Origin of the sequence: Vibrio marisflavi CECT 7928 (genome assembly GCF_921294215.1) — a bacterium.
Lineage (GTDB): Bacteria > Pseudomonadota > Gammaproteobacteria > Enterobacterales > Vibrionaceae > Vibrio > Vibrio marisflavi.
Genome location: NZ_CAKLDM010000002.1, coordinates 595095 through 612021, shown reverse-complemented (window position 1 = coordinate 612021; position 16927 = coordinate 595095). Strand labels below are relative to the sequence as shown.

The following is a 16927-nucleotide window of genomic DNA, read 5'->3' as shown; positions in this document are numbered from 1 at the left end:
AGTTCCTGTTTTACTTTAACTCAAAGACTTGAGGACATTCTCTGAGGCGTTTTCGATAAGATCGAGCACTAATTCAAATCCGTCACCTCCGCCGTAGTAAGGATCGGGTATCTCTTGATAATCACTGTCACCAAAGCTCAAGAAAAGCGCCAATTTATCTTGGTGCTGGCTAGGACACTCTCGCATAAGATCAGACAAATTATTTTCATCAGCGGCAAGAATCAAATCAAAATACTCAAAATCATCTGCTGTGACCTGACGAGCAGTCATCCCTGCAAACGAGTAGCCTCGACTTTCTGCAGCAACTCTCGCCCTTTGATCTGGAGGGTTACCTTGGTGGTAGCCAATCGTTCCAGCAGACTCCACTTCGACATCAATATTCAGCTCAGCAGCCTTTGCTTTCAATACCGCTTCTCCCGTCGGCGAGCGGCAAATGTTTCCCATACAAACGACCAATATTTTTTTCATTGATGTACCACTCCTTTAAGCCAATATATTTGTTGTCATTCAAAGAATAACTTAGCATGTGAGCAAATAACAAATTCGAATAGGGCAAAAAATGTCTACACAAGAAAGTAAAGATTCTCGCTACAAAGCTCGCCAACAAAAAGTAAAACAGCAAGTCGATGAAAAGATCGAAGCCGCTCAAGAAGAAAAAGGCTTGCTGCTCGTCATTACTGGAAATGGGAAAGGTAAATCAACATCAGGGTTTGGCACTATTGCTCGTGCTGTCGGTCATGAGAAAAAGTGTGCCGTGGCACAATTTATCAAAGGCACTTGGGAAAACGGAGAAAAAAACTTACTAGAAAAGCTAGGTGTTGAGTTTAGTGTAATGGCTACGGGCTTCACTTGGGAAACGCAAAACAAGCAAACGGACACCGAAGCTGCTCAAGCAGTTTGGAAGAAGTGTCAAAACTGGCTCCAAGACGACTCTATCGATGTCATATTACTCGACGAGCTCACCTATATGGTGACATACGGCTATATAGAGCTTGATGAAGTGGTTGATGCTTTATCAAAGCGGCCTGAAATGCAGTCTGTACTCATTACTGGGCGAGCAGCGCACAGGCAACTTATAGACATGGCAGATACGGTTTCAGAAGTGAAGAATGTTAAGCACGCGTTTGAATCAGGCGTGAAAGCTTTGAAAGGTGTTGACTGGTAAAACAGTCGTTCATTGTTGCTATAGCAGGCAGAAAAAAACCTCTACTTAAAGTAGAGGTTTTTAGTATTGAAGCAGGCTTATCTTCTGCGCTGGCTTGTCAGCTCAACAACTCGCAACTGCGCAAGCGCTTTTGCAAGCTCTAGTTGTGCTTGAGCGAAGTTGATATCACCATCGTGACGGTTGATGTTTTCAAGAGCCATCTGACGTGCAGACTCTGCCCTTGCTTTATCAATCTCTTCACCATGCAATACCGTATCAGCCATTACAGTGACAACTTCAGGCTGAACTTCAACTAAGCCACCAGAGACGTAAAGTACTTCTTCTGGTTGCTTTAAGTCAGCGACAAAGCTAGCAACACCTGGTTTGATCTTACTGATCAATGGCGAGTGACCAGGACGAATACCCAATTCACCGTCCGCACCAGAAATTGCCAAAGCGTGGGCGGGACCAGAGAAAATCACCCCTTCTGCACTGACTATTTGAAGGTCAAATGTGTTCTCACTTACACCTATAGCCATGTTACCTCCCCGCTGTTAAGCTTTTTTCGCGTTTTCTAGTACTTCGTCAATTGAACCACAGTACATGAAAGATTGCTCAGGGATATCATCGTAATCACCCGCTAGCAGACCTTTAAAGCCACGTAGTGTTTCTTTTAGAGGTACGTATACGCCTGGGTCACCAGTAAAGACTTCTGCTACGTGGTAAGGCTGAGTTAGGAAACGCTCAATCTTACGTGCACGAGATACAACTTGCTTATCATCTTCAGATAGCTCGTCCATACCTAGGATAGCAATGATATCTTTTAGCTCTTTATAACGTTGCAGTGTCTGCTGTACGCCACGAGCAATGTCGTAGTGCTCTTGACCAACGACTAGTGGATCAAGCTGACGAGATGTTGAATCTAACGGGTCAATCGCTGGGTATAGGCCCATTGCTGCGATGTTACGGTTAAGTACAACTGTTGCATCCAAGTGAGCAAACGTTGTTGCTGGAGACGGGTCAGTCAAGTCATCCGCTGGTACGTATACCGCCTGTACAGACGTGATAGAACCTTGACGAGTCGACGTGATACGCTCCTGAAGTACACCCATCTCTTCTGCAAGAGTTGGCTGGTAACCTACCGCAGATGGCATACGACCTAGAAGTGCTGATACCTCAGTACCCGCAAGTGTGTAACGGTAGATGTTATCGATGAACAATAGTACATCACGACCTTCATCACGGAACTTCTCAGCCATAGTTAGGCCAGTCAGTGCAACACGTAGACGGTTTCCTGGTGGCTCGTTCATCTGACCGTAAACCATTGCTACTTTTGATTCTTCAGGCTTCTCGACGTTTACAACGCCCGCTTCCTGCATCTCGTAGTAGAAATCGTTACCTTCACGAGTACGCTCACCAACACCAGCAAATACTGATAGACCAGAGTGCTGAAGTGCGATGTTGTTGATAAGCTCCATCATGTTAACGGTCTTACCTACACCTGCACCACCGAACAGACCGATTTTACCACCCTTCGCGAATGGACAAACCAAGTCGATAACTTTAACGCCAGTTTCAAGTAGCGAAGTTTCGTTCGATTGCTCTTCGTAGCTTGGCGCTTCGCGGTGAATTGCGTAGTGCTCTTCTGCACCGATTTCACCACATTCGTCAATCGCTTCACCAAGAACGTTCATGATACGACCAAGAGTCTTAGTACCTACAGGCACAGAGATTGGCGCACCAGTGTTCTCTACTTTCATGCCACGACGTAAACCGTCAGAGCTACCCATAACGATGGCACGAACAACGCCACCGCCAAGTTGTTGTTGAACTTCAAGAACAAGTGAAGTGCTCTCTTCACCAACAAGGCGTAGTGCGTCGTATACGCGCGGGCCACTGTTGTGTTCAAATTCTACGTCAACGACAGCGCCGATGACTTTTACTATCTTACCGATACTCATTATTTACCTCGGAAATCTTTAAACCGCTTGCGCACCCGACACGATTTCACTCAATTCTTGAGTGATTGCTGCTTGTCTTGCTTTGTTGTAGACAAGTTGTAGATCTTCGATCAACTTACCAGCGTTATCTGTCGCAGCTTTCATTGCAACCATTCTAGATGCTTGTTCACAAGCGATGTTCTCAACTGTACCTTGATACACTTGAGACTCAATATAGCGATGAACTAAGTCATCTAGAATTACTCGAGGATCTTGTTCATAGATATAGTCCCAACGAGCATTTCCTGACTTTGAGTCTTGTTCATCTTTTGGATAAGGCAGCAGTTGCTTAACCGTAGGTTTTTGTACCATGGTATTCACAAACTCATTGTAAACGATATAAAGACGATCAATCTGACCTTCGTTATACGATTCCAACATTGCGTTTACTGTACCAAGTAGGTCTTCAACCTTTGGTTCATCACCCAATCCAGATGCTTGCGCGACCACTTTGGTTGCACTATGGAAAAAGCCGATCGCTTTCGAACCAACAAGTGTAGTTTCAACATCTACACCTTTGTCACGCCAGTCGGCAATTTCATTCAGCACTTGCTTAAACAGGTTTGTATTCAATCCGCCGCACAAACCTCTATCAGAAGAGATGATAATGTAAGCCACACGTTTGGCTTCACGCTCTTCTAAATATGGGTGGCTATACTCGAGTGTGCCTGATGCAACATGGCTAATCACTCTGCGCATGCTTTCAGCGTAAGGACGGGCTTTTTCCATATTGTCCTGTACCTTACGCATTTTACTGGCTGCCACCATTTCCATTGCACTAGTGATCTTCTGAGTGCTTTTTACACTCGAGATTTTAGTGCGAATTTCTTTTGTATTGGCCATGGTTAGCTCCCCTCTTAATTAATTGAGATTGGTGCGATTACCATGACTGCAAAGCAACAAAATCATCTAGAAGCTTGGTTAGCTGAGCTTGGATATCATCGTTGTAATTTCCAGTCTCATTGATAGTCTTAAGTAGCTCAGGCGCGTTTGATTTCGCGTGCGCTAGAAGACCTTCTTCAAATGAACCAACTCGAGACAACTCAACACCAGTTAGATAGCCTTTTTCAGCTGCGAAGACGATAGTCGCTTGCTCTGCTACAGACATTGGTGCGTATTGCTTTTGCTTCATCAATTCAGTAACACGCTCACCGTGGTCAAGCTGTTTCTTAGTTGCTTCATCTAGGTCAGATGAGAACTGAGCAAACGCTGCCAATTCACGATATTGAGCTAGTGCGGTACGGATACCACCAGATAGTTTCTTGATGATCTTAGTTTGCGCAGCACCACCAACACGAGATACCGAGATACCTGGGTCAACAGCTGGGCGTAGACCTGCGTTGAATAGCTGAGTCTGTAAGAAGATCTGACCATCTGTAATCGAGATTACGTTAGTCGGTACGAACGCCGATACGTCACCCGCTTGCGTTTCGATGATAGGTAGCGCTGTTAAAGAACCAGTCTTACCTTTTACTTCACCGTTAGTGAAACGCTCTACGTACTCTTCGTTTACACGAGCTGCACGCTCAAGTAGACGTGAGTGGAGGTAGAATACGTCACCAGGGAATGCTTCACGGCCCGGTGGACGTTTTAGAAGAAGTGAGATTTGACGGTAAGCAACAGCTTGCTTTGACAAATCATCGTATACGATAAGTGCATCTTCACCGCGGTCACGGAAGTATTCACCCATTGTACAACCTGCATAAGGTGCTAGGTATTGTAGAGCTGCTGATTCAGAAGCAGATGCTACAACAACAATGGTGTTTTCCAGTGCACCGTGCTCTTCTAGCTTGCGTACAACGTTTGCGATAGTTGATGCTTTTTGACCAATTGCAACGTATACACATTTAACGCCAGAATCTTTCTGGTTAATGATCGCATCGATCGCCATTGCTGTTTTACCAGTCTGACGGTCACCGATGATAAGCTCACGCTGACCACGGCCGATTGGCACCATTGAGTCAACGGCTTTATAACCAGTTTGGATTGGCTGGTCTACAGATTTACGATCGATAACGCCTGGAGCAATGATTTCTACCGCGTTAAATAAATCTGTTTTGATTTCGCCTTTGCCATCAATTGGCTGACCTAGCGTGTTTACTACACGACCTAATAGAGAAGGACCTACTGGAACTTCTAGGATACGGCCAGTACCTGTTACTTTCATGCCTTCGCTTAAATCAGCGTATGGGCCCATTACAACCGCACCTACTGAGTGACGCTCAAGGTTAAGTGCTAGTGCGTAACGGCCACCTGGCAATTCAATCATCTCGCCTTGCATGACGTCGGCTAGGCCGTTGATAGTGATGATACCGTCGCTGATTGACACGATAGTGCCTTCATTGCGGGCTTGACTGCTCACATCGAAGGTTGCGATTCGTTCTTTGATTAAATCGCTAATTTCTGTTGAATTTAATTGCATTTCAAATACCTATTACATGTGCAAGCTAGTTGCAAGACGATGGATAGAAGACTTCAAAGAACCGTCGATGACGAGTTCGCCAGCCTTGACCACAATGCCGCCGACCAATTCGCTGTCAACTTCATTCACTAACGAAACTTTTCTATCTAGCTTTTTCTCTAGAGATTTCGTTAGCGCCTCAAGTTGCTCTTCGCTCAACGGCTCAGAGGAAACAACGGTCGCATCTAACATTTTGTCGTTTTCGTTCTTTAGCTCTTCAAAAACGCTCAGTACATCGCGCACAGCGATTAAGCGTTGGTTCTCTGCCATCACCTTTACTAGGTTTTGCACATGATCATCGAGAAAGCCTTGGCACACGGAAAATAGAAAATGAAGGAATTCATCAGATTCTGTTTTCCCACCTTGTTCAAGGTTTTTTACTTGGGCAGCAACTTGCGGTTGCTCGATTACATCGACAACAACTGTCAGCATCGAAAGCCACTCGTCAAGAGTTTGCTTTTCTTTTGCAAACTCAAAAGCTGCCTTAGCATATGGGTAAGCAATGGTTTTTAAATCGGACATTTTGCTCCCCTTGTGCGCTAAATATCTTTGATCAATTGATCAACAAGAGCACGGTTCGAATCCGTATCCAAGTTTTTATTGATCAGTTTCTGCGCACTATTGATAACAAGATCAGCCATTTCGTCTTTTAGTTCTTGGCGAACGCGATTCTTCTCGCTTTCTACTTCGGCTTCACCCTGAGCAATAATGCGGGCTTTTTCTTTTTCTGCCTCTTGAATGGCTTCTTCGATAATTTGTTCACGGCGTTTCTGGCCTTGAGCAATCATCTTACTGACATCTTTTTTTGCATCTTCAATAAGTTGACTACCGTTTTCTTTAGCCAGCGCTAATTCTTTAGCTGCCATTTCAGTGTTACGAAGGCCTTCGGCAACGTCTTTCTGGCGCTCTTCTAGCATTTGGCTAAGCGGCGGCCAGACATACTTCATACATAGCAAGACAAATATCACAAACGATATTGCCTGGCCTAACATGGTTGCATTTAAGTTCATCCCGTCCTCTCTTTTCGCTGATGGTTCTCTTTAGTTGAATCGAGGGAGGAAATTACGCTACCGCAAAGATGATATATAGACCGATACCAACACCAATCATAGGAACCGCATCAACAAGACCCATCATGATGAAGAATTGAGTACGTAGCATAGGAGTAAGGTCTGGTTGGCGAGCAACACCTTCTAAGTATTTACCAGCTAGATTACCGATACCGGCAGCGGCGCCTGCTGCACCCAAACCAATTAGTAGAGCACCAGCAACGTATAGAACTGCACTTACAATATCCATTGAAAACTCCAATATATAAATAGTTAATAAAGGTTAAATAAATTAGTTAATTAAGTTGGCCAGTTAGTGTTTTTCTACTGCTAAGGCCATATAAACGATGGTCAGAACCATAAATATAAATGCTTGCAAAGAAACAATTAATAAATGGAACAGTGCCCAAGGTACACTTAGTGCCCATTGAATCCACCAAGGCATTAATGCAATCAAAATGAAGATCATTTCGCCCGCGTACATGTTGCCAAATAGTCGTAAACCCAGAGAGATTGGCTTAGACACTAGCGTTACTAGCTCTAATACAAAGTTCACTGGATAAAGAAACGGTGAATCAAAAGGTTGAGTAGTCAATTCCTTAACAAAGCCAACAAGACCTTTTGCCTTGAGAGTGTAGATAATCATCACTACAAACACTCCCAATGCCATAGACATTGTGACGTTCACGTCCGCTGATGGTAAATCTCTAAAGTGTTCAGCGCCAAGCGATCTAGCAACATAAGGAATAAAATCGACTGGTAGTAAGTCGATGAAATTCATTAGGAATACCCAAACAAATATTGTCAAAGCTAAAGGACCAATAAGCTTGTCTTCAGCTTGGAATATCTCTTTTGATAGATTGTTGACAAATTCGAACACGATTTCGATAAAGCATTGAAAACGACTTGGTACCCCTTTAGTGCTTTTAGATATCGCGTAACGAAATACAGCGATAAATAGCAATCCAAGGATCCAAACCATGATCATTGAGTCGAGGTTAACCGACCAAAAGCCCTTACCTATTGTGAAGAATGTTTCATGGTGCTCAATATAATCATGAGCGGTTAGTACTTTTTCCACCTTACCCTATCCTTAAATCATCTTCTTTTTTATTTAAAAATGGAGAGACGAAGTACCCGATGAATGTAATACAGTAGCTTACGATTACAACAATATTTTCCACGTCCATTAAACGAAAAACAATGGCGAACAAAATAACGGTATAAACGAGTTTAACCTTCCTGCTAAATTGTATGAGGTCCTTTATTTCGGCATCAGGGTTCTTCTTAGCTTTAACACTGGCTAAATACATTCCAAACAGTCCTGGAATAATTGCCACGACAACACCAATTGAAGCTGACTCAATGCGAGCAATATCTCCAGAAAAAACCTGATAGATAATGACCAGCAATCCGAAAAATAACTGACTCCGCATCATTCTTTTAATTGCTATAAGTATGTCGTCACTAGTTGTACTGTCTATCATGTCTATACCCTTCAGTCATAGCTATGAGCATACATATTCGTGGCGCAAATACTTAGGCAACCAAATTTGTTAACATTCAGTTACACATTAAAATATAGATACCAGCACTCATTCTTTATCGGCTCGATACCAAGATACCCCTATTGATAAGGTGATTAAAGTCTCAAAAAATGAATACTTTCATTTCAATTTTACCCCTTTATTCTCAAAAAATTTGCTGAGTTATGAATCTGCATTCATATTAAATTGCAGCTCATAAAATAAACAAACATGATCATGATCAAATTAATTTGTTACAAAATATAAATTTCGTTGCCAAAATGTATTTGTCATGAGCGATTTCCGATTTGGGCAAATTTCATCCAACACCCAGTTTCGAGCAGAATTAGAAAAATAGTTGACAAACATTTGTGGCAGATCAAAAAAACTGGTTAATTTTTGGCTAATAGGATGGGATTCAGATCAAATAATTTACGTAACATTTGGACATCATAAATATTACATTGATCTGTGATGATAGGTGGGCGTGTTGTTTCATAATATATAGGCTCGACAATATAATTGCCGAGCCTACATATTTACTTAAATAAATTGTTTAATAATTTATCTACGGCTTGCTTTGTCTTTTCATTATTAATTTTATCGCCAAGCTTTTTATTTAACTTATCGATACCTTTTTCTAACTCATTTTTAGCTTTTTGTTTTAAAGCATTGTCTAAAACAACTTTGTACTTCGGATCTGACCAGCTACCAGTAATCTTAACCGGTATGGTCACATCTTTAAGTTCATTGATGCTTTGCCCACCTTGACCTTTCAAAGAGCCTACGATAGAAGTTCGAATCACCATATCGACCGTTTCATTGATATAGTTAGCTGAACCCTGACCATGTACACGAAGAAGCGGCGACTTAGCACTTAAGTCATCCGTTTTTGCAACGCCATTCGCTAACTTGATAGTCGCCTGCATTGAGCTGAAATCCGTTTTTTGCGGCTCGTTTGTATTTTCAACTGGCTGTCCTTTGAACTTGGCGTAGTTAGTACGGATAAGTTGCGCGACGTTAATTCCATTCACTGCACCATCAGTGAACTTAATAGCAATCGTACCCGCGACATTCTTTTTAATCCCCGTTGGTGTTAATCCCTTACCATGTAGGTTTAACTCAATGTTCCCGACACCTTCTAGTTTGTCGTTGTCCATTACATCTTTGAGGAGTGGCTGGACTTTAACACCCGCAACCTTACTAGTGATTTTGTAACTTGCTGGCGACTTACGAGCGTCCAAAATGGCGTTTGCCGAAATTTTTCCATCGTATAAGTTCGAGGTAAAGGAAGTCAGCTTTGCAATGCCATCTTTCACTGAAATGCTCGCCTTAACATTTTGCATTTTGGCGTTTTGCATTTGAAATTTATCGATTGCTATCTTTCCCGCAACGTCTAGCAATTTTAGTGCTGAAAGATCAGGCTCAACTTCCGCTGTAGACTTTTTTGTACTTTGATCTACAGAGCTGTTTGGATTGGAACCAGTTTGCTTATCACTTACCGGAGATGCCTCAGGTTGAGGCTTCTCTTGTACTTTGAGAAATTCATCTAGATTGATGTCTGGGCTATGAAGATCAAAACGAATCTTAGGTATAGTAGACAGTGTTACATCTGATGACCCATCTAGCTCCAATGCATTGGCTTGCAATTTTTCTAGCTGAAGAGTTAAATGTTTCTTCTCAAGATCGAAGCTCAGCGCGGTAGAAATATCCAACTTCATTGGCGATTCAGGTAGCGATTTCCCCTCTAAATCCCCTTTCAAAGTGAAGTTGCTCAACGCCACTGTAGTAAGAGTATGGTCAACACTTAAAATTCCATCTCCCTTAATAGCGAATGACACTCCGGAAGCTTTACCATCTACGGCATAATTTAGCTTGTTTTCTTTATCAAGTTGGAAAGTGTTTAGCCCCAAGTGAACTTTATCCACTTCTATATCAGGAGCCTTAAAACTGCTAGTAATCGATACATCTCTGAGTTCATACTGAGAAAAATCTTTTGATAACTTAAACTCTAAACTCCCCTTAGAAGTAAAGGTTTGTTGATTATTTTGTCCGTTTGCAGAGAAGGTTGCTTTTGTCCACTGATTTGCCGCAAATCCCGAAAGGTTGAGTGACATATCAGAAAGCTTGGTAAAGTTTCCAGTTTGCTTATCGGTCATTTGCAGCGTAGCGTTTTCAATGGTTACACCTTCAAGGTCAATCGACCATTTATCTGAACTCTCAGCGGCTGTATTTTTCTGAGTTGAGCTATCAACTTTACTACTTTGTACTTGAGTGAAAGCATCAGTCTGAGCTGGTTTAGACGTCTCGCTATTAGTATCGGCCTTATTGCCGCTTAGCAAAGCATCAATGTTTTTTGAGCCATCCTTTAATGTTTCTACATCAATCTGTGCCCCTTTTAGGGTCACATTGCCTATTTTCAGTTCTTTATCCAATAAAGGAAGAACGGAAACATTGATGCCCACCTGATTAACTTTAAACATATCTGGGTTTGAGAACCCTTGCGGATTTTTCAGTTCGGTCTTGCCTAGCTCAAAGCCTATCGATGGAAAAAACTGCCAACGTATATCACCTTGAATAACTAAGTCTAAGCCTGTTTGTTTTTTGACTTGTTCAACTATGAGAGGTTTGAATTGATTGGGATTGACTAAAGTGACTAAAGCGGTGATAGCTCCAGCAACGACAACTATGAGAATAGCAACGATCAGCAGCAATTTCTTCATTCGCATTTTCCTTGCAAGTTTCTTGATACCAAAAAAAGAAAGTGGCACCTAAGGTGCCACTTATCAAGAAAAAAATAAAGATTGCTCAGTTAGTACTGCGTTAAGATCGAAGCAACTTTGTGATATGCGCTTTTAGAACATCGATAGCGATTCTGTTTTTACCACCACGTGGAACGATGATATCGGCATATTGCTTTGAAGGTTCGATAAACTGCATGAACATTGGACGAACTGTGTCTTGGTACTGTTTCAGAACTGACTCCATCGTACGATCGCGTTCTTCTACATCACGCTTCAAACGACGAGTTAAGCAGATATCAAGAGGTGTATCCATAAATACAGTCGCGTGCATCAAATTACGCAGCCTCGGGTCCGTAAGCAGTAGAATACCTTCTAAAATGATCACTTTCTTTGGTGTCATCGTAGTCGTTTCTGCCATTCGAGTGTGCTCTGCATAGCTATACTCTGGCAACTCGACTGAGTTTCCTTGTAGCAACTGCTCAAGGTGAGAACAAAGTAACTCATGATCCATTGCTTTTGGATGATCATAGTTAGTTTTAACTCGTTCTTCCATGCTCAGGTGACTTTGATCGTTGTAGTAACAATCTTCTTTGATCACACCAATTTGGTGGTCGCCGACTTTCGCGCGAAGTTCATTGTAAATAGTGTTGGCGATTAAACTCTTACCGGAAGCAGAAGCGCCAGCGATACCGACGATTACGCATTGATTATTAATAGACATTATCTATCGCACCTGATGATAGTATGATAAAGATTTAAAGGCATCGTTGGACCACTCATAATTGACAGATCTAACAACACCCTTAATAAAAACGGCCTGATTATACGAGCTTCATTCATCAGATACCAGATTAGCAGCAAGATTTATTCATTTCTTCAAAACAAATATACCTGCTAAATGATTCCGATCAATTTGATTAAGTTAGGCTCTGCTTAATCAACCATAGTCAGTGGAATCGCATCTGGCTTTTCTTTGCCTTGCCAGTACATTCGACTACAAACATTATCTGCAAGATCCAAATAATACTTAGCATGCTCACTATTCGGCCTTGCCACAACCGTTGGCTTGCCTGCATCGATGTCTTCACGCATTGAAATATGAAGTGGGATTTGTGCCAAAAGTGAAAGACCATATTCACTAGCCATTTTTTCTGCACCGCCGTGACCAAAAATGTGTTCGTGATGCCCGCAGTTTCCGCAAATGTGGTAGCTCATGTTTTCAACCACACCCAATACTGGCACATTCACCTGCTCAAACATGGTTGCCCCTTTGCGGGCATCAGCTAATGCTAAATCTTGTGGAGTCGTAACGATTACTGCAGATGTGACAGGAAAACGCTGTGATAATGTCAGCTGAATATCGCCCGTACCCGGCGGCATATCAATCACAAGGTAGTCAAGATCCGGCCACTCTGTTTCATCCAACAATTGTCCAAGCGCTTTTGAAGCCATTGGGCCTCGCCAAATGGCAGCTTGCTCTTTATCAACTAAGTAACCAATAGAATGAGTAAACAATCCGTAAGCATTAATTGGCTGCATCCACTTGTTGTCTTTTACCAAAGGACTCGCGTCTTGTTGATCAAGCATCATAGGTACAGATGGTCCGTAGATATCAGCATCCAGTAGGCCAACTTTTGCACCACTACGAGCAATGGCTAGTGCTAGGTTCACTGATGTTGTTGACTTGCCTACACCACCTTTAGCAGAAGTTACCGCTATGATGTTTTTCACGCCTTTAGTGTATTTCGAGATGTGTGACTCAAGCGCTTTGATATCTGTTTTTATCGCCACATTCGCAGGAGATACCAGCTTTTCGTCGAGTTGCTGTTTCATCCATTCTTGTAACTGTACTTCAATGCTATTCGATGCAAATGGCAATGTGATTGTGATGTTGTTGCCTTCAGGTTCGGATAGAACATTAGGTTGTGCAGCCCAATCTTCAATGAGTTGAGGGTGCTGAAATTGGCTCAGCCACTGGGAAAAATCTTGTTTGGAAATTAACTGACGCATAAGTCCTCCGTTTGGCCTAATCCTAACATCTCGCCAGCTTGGACAAAACCCATAGTCTTTAGGGGATTCATGGGTTAGTATTACCCATCATTTTTATACCTATTGAAAAGCGAAATAATAAGTATGGCAACCGATCCAAGAAAACTTTTGGTAACTTGCGCCCTTCCGTATGCTAACGGTTCGATTCACCTTGGCCATATGCTCGAGCATATTCAAGCTGATATCTGGGTACGCTACCAACGCCTTCGCGGCAATACTGTGAATTTTATCTGTGCAGATGATGCACATGGCACGCCAATCATGCTAAAAGCACAGCAGATGGGTATTTCTCCAGAAGAAATGATTGCCGCAGTTAGCGAAGAGCACCAAAAAGATTTCGCTGGATTCGATATCAGTTTTGATAATTACCACAGCACGCACTCTGACGAAAACAGAGAGCTAGCTTCTCATATCTATCTTCAGCTGAAAAAGAATGGTTTCATCTCAAGCCGTACTATCTCGCAGCTATACGACCCAGAAAAAGAGATGTTCCTACCTGATCGCTTTGTAAAAGGAACTTGCCCGAAGTGTAAGTCAGAAGATCAGTACGGTGACAACTGTGACAACTGTGGTGAAACATATAGCCCGACAGAGCTTATCGATCCGAAATCGGCAGTATCGGGCGCCACACCAGTAATGAAAGACTCCGAGCACTTCTTCTTCGATTTGCCACAATTCGAAAGCATGCTAAAAGAGTGGACTCGTTCTGGCACCCTGCAAACCGAAACTGCTAACAAGATGCAAGAATGGTTTGAGTCTGGCCTACAACAGTGGGACATCTCTCGCGACGCACCTTATTTTGGTTTTGAAATCCCAGGAGAGAAGGACAAGTTCTTCTACGTTTGGCTAGATGCTCCTATCGGCTACATGGGCTCATTTAAAAACTTATGTGACAAGCGTGATGACCTTGATTTCGATGAGTACTGGAATCAAGACAGCAAGACTGAACTGTATCACTTCATCGGCAAAGATATCGTTTACTTCCACAGCCTATTTTGGCCTGCAATGTTGGAAGGCTCTGGTTTCCGTAAACCAAACAATGTATTCGTACACGGCTACGTAACGGTAAATGGCGCGAAGATGTCTAAATCTAAAGGCACATTTATCAAGGCAAGTACTTACCTCGATCACCTAGATCCAGAATGTCTACGTTACTACTACGCAGCGAAGCTAAACAGCCGTATTGACGACTTAGACCTGAATCTAGAAGACTTCACTCAGCGTGTTAATGCAGACGTAGTAAACAAGATCGTTAACCTTGCTTCACGCAATGCTGGTTTCATCAGTAAACGTTTTGAAGGCAAGCTGTCTACTAACTTTGCAGAGCCTGAACTTTACAATGAATTTGTTGCAGCAGCAGACCGCATCGCTGAGCTTTTCGAGACTCGTGAGTTTGGCCGCGCAATTCGAGAAATCACAGCACTAGCTGATAAAGCAAACCAATACGTGGATGAGAAAGCACCTTGGGTTGTGGCCAAAGAAGAAGGAAAAGACCAAGAGCTACAAGATATCTGCTCTGTAGGTATTAACCTGTTCCGCGTTCTGATGACTTACCTGAAACCAGTGATGCCTGAACTTGCTGCTCGTTCTGAATCATTCTTGAATGAAGAGCTAACTTGGCAAGGTATCGAGTCGCCGCTCACTGATCACACTATCACTAAGTTTAAAGCTCTATTCAATCGTATCGATCCAAAGAAAGTGGAAGCGATGGTTGAAGCATCAAAAGAAGATGCCGCTGCAGAAGCTGCTGCGAAGGAAAAAGCAGACGCTGCTAAAAATGAAACTGAGCTTAGCAAAGACCCAATTGCTGAAGAAATCGAGTTTGATGCCTTTGCCAAAGTAGATATGCGTATTGCTAAAATCATTTCTTGTGAAGAAGTGCCAAAAGCAAACAAACTACTAAAATTCCAAATGGATATTGGTGGTGAAACTCGCCAAGTGTTCTCTGGCATAAAGTCAGCATACAAACCTGAAGAGCTTGAAGGCAAACTGACTGTGATGGTTGCAAACCTAAAACCTCGTAAAATGAAGTTTGGCATGTCTGAAGGTATGATTCTAGCCGCAGGCCCTGGTGGTAGCGATTTGTGGATACTTGAACCACATGAAGGCGCTCAGCCGGGAATGCGAGTAATGTAATCCATTCTCACCCCCTACCCAAATCCCTGGCCTTATAGCCGGGGATTTTTCATTTTGGGGCAACTTGCACCATTTTGACACTTTTTACATGACAGATTGAATATAACGATTTGATTTGCAAAGGGTTCACTATTGGCACGGTACATGCGTAGATAGTTTTTTAAAGATAAGCAGTGAATGCTAGCTGCACTACATCGTCGATGAAAGGAATGCTCATGTTTATATTGATATCGGTATTGTTGTCTTTCAGTGTTTTAATTTCTTTGATGTACCTTTCTAAGCAGCGCGACTCAACTTTCAGTCGCAAATATGACGTTATCGTTATTCTTCGCGAGATTTTACTATTGGTACGTCAATGCCGCAGTCATACTCATCAAAGCATTGCTTTAAATAAAGATTTATCCAATGAGATTCAAGATATCGTTACACAATTGGACATTAAGTCAAATCAACTCATTGCTAGCTCTGCAATAGAATACAAAGCAAACTATCGCGTATTCCAATTAATGCTTAAGTCGTTAACTAGGGATTGGCAACAACGTACCATCGCCAGAAATCAGATGGTTCACGGCAAAGCAATACGACATTGCCTATTTCTTATCGACGAAATCATTATTACATGGCTGGTTGAAGCAGGTAGGGAGGATTTAAGCACTGAGTACCATCAAAATTGGCATCAGGTTTCAGACTCAATGGAAGTGCTCACTCAATTTAGGATTTCGATTCAAGACATCAATAGCACTGAAGGCTACGAACGGTCTAAATACTACTGCAACAAACTACGTCAGAAGATCAATCAACTTTCAATTATCTCGCCACTAACCTTAACCTCTCCTGCATGTAGCAAGGCTCTACACACTTTAGACGACCTGATTAACAACGTTCATTATGAGAGAAATATCGACTGCCTATATCAATTGACGTCCGATATCTCTCTCAATATTGCTAGAGTGTATGACCAGATATTATCTGAGCTGACTGAGCAGCTATTCACTCCATTACCAAAGGTAAGTTTTATTTAGTGTAAGCTACTCACTCAACATCTTACGAGCGGCTTCTACAACAACTTGGATTGTGCGAACTTCTGTGGATTTCAGTGTTTCTTGATCTGGGATTTCTTTTTGAGTTCGGTTTACCAAAACACCGGCAACACAACCTGATTTCAAACCAGAGCTTGCGCACATGGTAAGCAATGTTGCAGATTCCATTTCAAAGTTAAGCACGCCCATTGACTGCCACTCTTTCATCGAACCTTGGAAGCGTCGTACTACTCGACCAGAGAAAGTGTCATATCTTTCTTGTCCAGGGTAGAAAGTATCGCTAGAGGCAGTCACGCCCATATGTACATTGCTGCCAGACTCAAGTGCCGCCTCTCTCATTGCCATAACAATGTCGAAATCTGGCACTGCTGGGAATTCCATTGGAGCGAAGTGTTGGCTTGCACCGTCCAAGCGAACTGAGCCAGTTGTTACTATGATATCGCCAACATTCACATGTGGCTGAATCGCACCTGTTGTACCAACTCGAAGGAAGTTAGTCACACCGAGTTGAGCTAGCTCTTCAACTGCAATTGATGTCGAAGGTCCACCAATACCAGTAGAGCAAACAACAACAGATTTACCCTCAAGCTCACCAAGATAGAGCGTGTACTCGCGGTGACTAGCAAGAAAAACTGGGTTATCCAATAGCTCCGCAATTCTCGACACTCTCGCCGGATCACCTGGAATAATTGCTAATGTAGCGCCCTTCAGATCAGATTGAGTGATACCTAAATGAAATACAGCTTCGGACATATGGACTCCTTGTTCGGCTAACTCA

General features: G+C 42.6%; 17 protein-coding genes. 3 read left to right on the top strand and 14 right to left on the bottom strand.

The window, feature by feature from the left end; genetic code table 11:
- Positions 1-15: 15 nt before the first annotated feature.
- A complete protein-coding gene (locus tag L7A31_RS09575) occupies positions 16-468 on the bottom strand; it encodes a low molecular weight protein-tyrosine-phosphatase (RefSeq protein WP_237361290.1) in 453 nt (150 codons plus the stop codon).
- Between the two features lie 91 nt (positions 469-559).
- On the opposite strand from L7A31_RS09575, the gene cobO reads away from it, so the two are divergent.
- Entirely contained in the window at positions 560-1165 is a 606-nt protein-coding gene (gene cobO / locus L7A31_RS09570; RefSeq protein WP_237361289.1) for a cob(I)yrinic acid a,c-diamide adenosyltransferase, read from the top strand.
- Between the two features lie 77 nt (positions 1166-1242).
- Here the strand turns inward: cobO and L7A31_RS09565 are convergent, their stop codons facing one another.
- The 12 genes from L7A31_RS09565 to apbC form a co-directional block, all read right to left on the bottom strand.
- The gene (locus tag L7A31_RS09565; protein ID WP_237361288.1) at positions 1243-1683 is read right to left on the bottom strand and encodes a F0F1 ATP synthase subunit epsilon; all 441 of its coding nucleotides are present in this window, start codon (positions 1681-1683) and stop codon (positions 1243-1245) included.
- Between the two features lie 15 nt (positions 1684-1698).
- Entirely contained in the window at positions 1699-3105 is a 1407-nt protein-coding gene (gene atpD, locus L7A31_RS09560) for a F0F1 ATP synthase subunit beta (protein WP_237361287.1), read from the bottom strand.
- A gap of 18 nt (positions 3106-3123) precedes the next feature.
- Positions 3124-3987, bottom strand: coding sequence for a F0F1 ATP synthase subunit gamma (atpG, locus tag L7A31_RS09555; protein WP_237361286.1), 864 nt, complete (start codon positions 3985-3987; stop codon positions 3124-3126).
- A 37-nt stretch (positions 3988-4024) separates the two neighbouring features.
- The gene (atpA, locus tag L7A31_RS09550; RefSeq protein WP_237361285.1) at positions 4025-5566 is read right to left on the bottom strand and encodes a F0F1 ATP synthase subunit alpha; all 1542 of its coding nucleotides are present in this window, start codon (positions 5564-5566) and stop codon (positions 4025-4027) included.
- Positions 5567-5578: 12 nt separating this feature from the next.
- Positions 5579-6127, bottom strand: a complete 549-nt coding sequence (locus L7A31_RS09545; protein ID WP_237361284.1) for a F0F1 ATP synthase subunit delta — start codon at positions 6125-6127, stop codon at positions 5579-5581.
- A gap of 17 nt (positions 6128-6144) precedes the next feature.
- On the bottom strand, positions 6145-6615 hold the full coding sequence (locus L7A31_RS09540) for a F0F1 ATP synthase subunit B (protein WP_237361283.1): 471 nt from the start codon (positions 6613-6615) through the stop codon (positions 6145-6147).
- Between the two features lie 52 nt (positions 6616-6667).
- On the bottom strand, positions 6668-6904 hold the full coding sequence (gene atpE / locus L7A31_RS09535; RefSeq protein ID WP_004727739.1) for a F0F1 ATP synthase subunit C: 237 nt from the start codon (positions 6902-6904) through the stop codon (positions 6668-6670).
- Positions 6905-6967: 63 nt separating this feature from the next.
- Complete coding sequence (gene atpB / locus L7A31_RS09530) at positions 6968-7735, bottom strand: F0F1 ATP synthase subunit A (RefSeq protein ID WP_237361282.1); 768 nt, start codon at positions 7733-7735, stop codon at positions 6968-6970.
- 1 nt (position 7736) lies between these two features.
- Positions 7737-8141, bottom strand: a complete 405-nt coding sequence (locus L7A31_RS09525; protein ID WP_237361281.1) for an ATP synthase subunit I — start codon at positions 8139-8141, stop codon at positions 7737-7739.
- 578 nt (positions 8142-8719) lie between these two features.
- Complete coding sequence (locus L7A31_RS09520) at positions 8720-10903, bottom strand: AsmA family protein (protein ID WP_237361280.1); 2184 nt, start codon at positions 10901-10903, stop codon at positions 8720-8722.
- 100 nt (positions 10904-11003) lie between these two features.
- On the bottom strand, positions 11004-11645 hold the full coding sequence (udk, locus tag L7A31_RS09515; RefSeq protein ID WP_237361279.1) for a uridine kinase: 642 nt from the start codon (positions 11643-11645) through the stop codon (positions 11004-11006).
- A 212-nt stretch (positions 11646-11857) separates the two neighbouring features.
- Entirely contained in the window at positions 11858-12934 is a 1077-nt protein-coding gene (gene apbC / locus L7A31_RS09510) for an iron-sulfur cluster carrier protein ApbC (RefSeq protein ID WP_237361278.1), read from the bottom strand.
- Positions 12935-13057: 123 nt separating this feature from the next.
- Between apbC and metG the strand changes: the two genes are divergently transcribed.
- Together metG and L7A31_RS09500 are read left to right on the top strand one after the other, a co-directional pair.
- A complete protein-coding gene (metG, locus tag L7A31_RS09505) occupies positions 13058-15109 on the top strand; it encodes a methionine--tRNA ligase (RefSeq protein WP_237361277.1) in 2052 nt (683 codons plus the stop codon).
- Positions 15110-15324: 215 nt separating this feature from the next.
- Positions 15325-16131 carry a hypothetical protein gene (locus L7A31_RS09500; protein WP_237361276.1) on the top strand — a complete coding sequence of 269 codons (807 nt, stop codon included), beginning with the start codon at positions 15325-15327 and terminating at the stop codon, positions 16129-16131.
- Between the two features lie 6 nt (positions 16132-16137).
- Here L7A31_RS09500 and udp read toward each other — a convergent pair whose 3' ends face one another.
- Positions 16138-16902, bottom strand: coding sequence for a uridine phosphorylase (udp, locus tag L7A31_RS09495; protein ID WP_237361275.1), 765 nt, complete (start codon positions 16900-16902; stop codon positions 16138-16140).
- Between the last annotated feature and the right edge of the window lie 25 nt (positions 16903-16927).

Excerpts from the sequence above, each read along its gene's own strand:
- L7A31_RS09575 (WP_237361290.1), bottom strand. The coding sequence starts at position 468 with ATGAAAAAAATATTGGTCGTTTGTATGGGAAACATTTGCCGCTCGCCG.
- cobO (WP_237361289.1), top strand. The coding sequence starts at position 560 with ATGTCTACACAAGAAAGTAAAGATTCTCGCTACAAAGCTCGCCAACAA.
- L7A31_RS09565 (WP_237361288.1), bottom strand. The coding sequence starts at position 1,683 with ATGGCTATAGGTGTAAGTGAGAACACATTTGACCTTCAAATAGTCAGT.
- atpD (WP_237361287.1), bottom strand. The coding sequence starts at position 3,105 with ATGAGTATCGGTAAGATAGTAAAAGTCATCGGCGCTGTCGTTGACGTA.
- atpG (WP_237361286.1), bottom strand. The coding sequence starts at position 3,987 with ATGGCCAATACAAAAGAAATTCGCACTAAAATCTCGAGTGTAAAAAGC.
- atpA (WP_237361285.1), bottom strand. The coding sequence starts at position 5,566 with ATGCAATTAAATTCAACAGAAATTAGCGATTTAATCAAAGAACGAATC.
- L7A31_RS09545 (WP_237361284.1), bottom strand. The coding sequence starts at position 6,127 with ATGTCCGATTTAAAAACCATTGCTTACCCATATGCTAAGGCAGCTTTT.
- L7A31_RS09540 (WP_237361283.1), bottom strand. The coding sequence starts at position 6,615 with ATGAACTTAAATGCAACCATGTTAGGCCAGGCAATATCGTTTGTGATA.
- atpE (WP_004727739.1), bottom strand. The coding sequence starts at position 6,904 with ATGGATATTGTAAGTGCAGTTCTATACGTTGCTGGTGCTCTACTAATT.
- L7A31_RS09525 (WP_237361281.1), bottom strand. The coding sequence starts at position 8,141 with ATGATAGACAGTACAACTAGTGACGACATACTTATAGCAATTAAAAGA.
- L7A31_RS09520 (WP_237361280.1), bottom strand. The coding sequence starts at position 10,903 with ATGAAGAAATTGCTGCTGATCGTTGCTATTCTCATAGTTGTCGTTGCT.
- udk (WP_237361279.1), bottom strand. The coding sequence starts at position 11,645 with ATGTCTATTAATAATCAATGCGTAATCGTCGGTATCGCTGGCGCTTCT.
- apbC (WP_237361278.1), bottom strand. The coding sequence starts at position 12,934 with ATGCGTCAGTTAATTTCCAAACAAGATTTTTCCCAGTGGCTGAGCCAA.
- metG (WP_237361277.1), top strand. The coding sequence starts at position 13,058 with ATGGCAACCGATCCAAGAAAACTTTTGGTAACTTGCGCCCTTCCGTAT.
- L7A31_RS09500 (WP_237361276.1), top strand. The coding sequence starts at position 15,325 with ATGTTTATATTGATATCGGTATTGTTGTCTTTCAGTGTTTTAATTTCT.
- udp (WP_237361275.1), bottom strand. The coding sequence starts at position 16,902 with ATGTCCGAAGCTGTATTTCATTTAGGTATCACTCAATCTGATCTGAAG.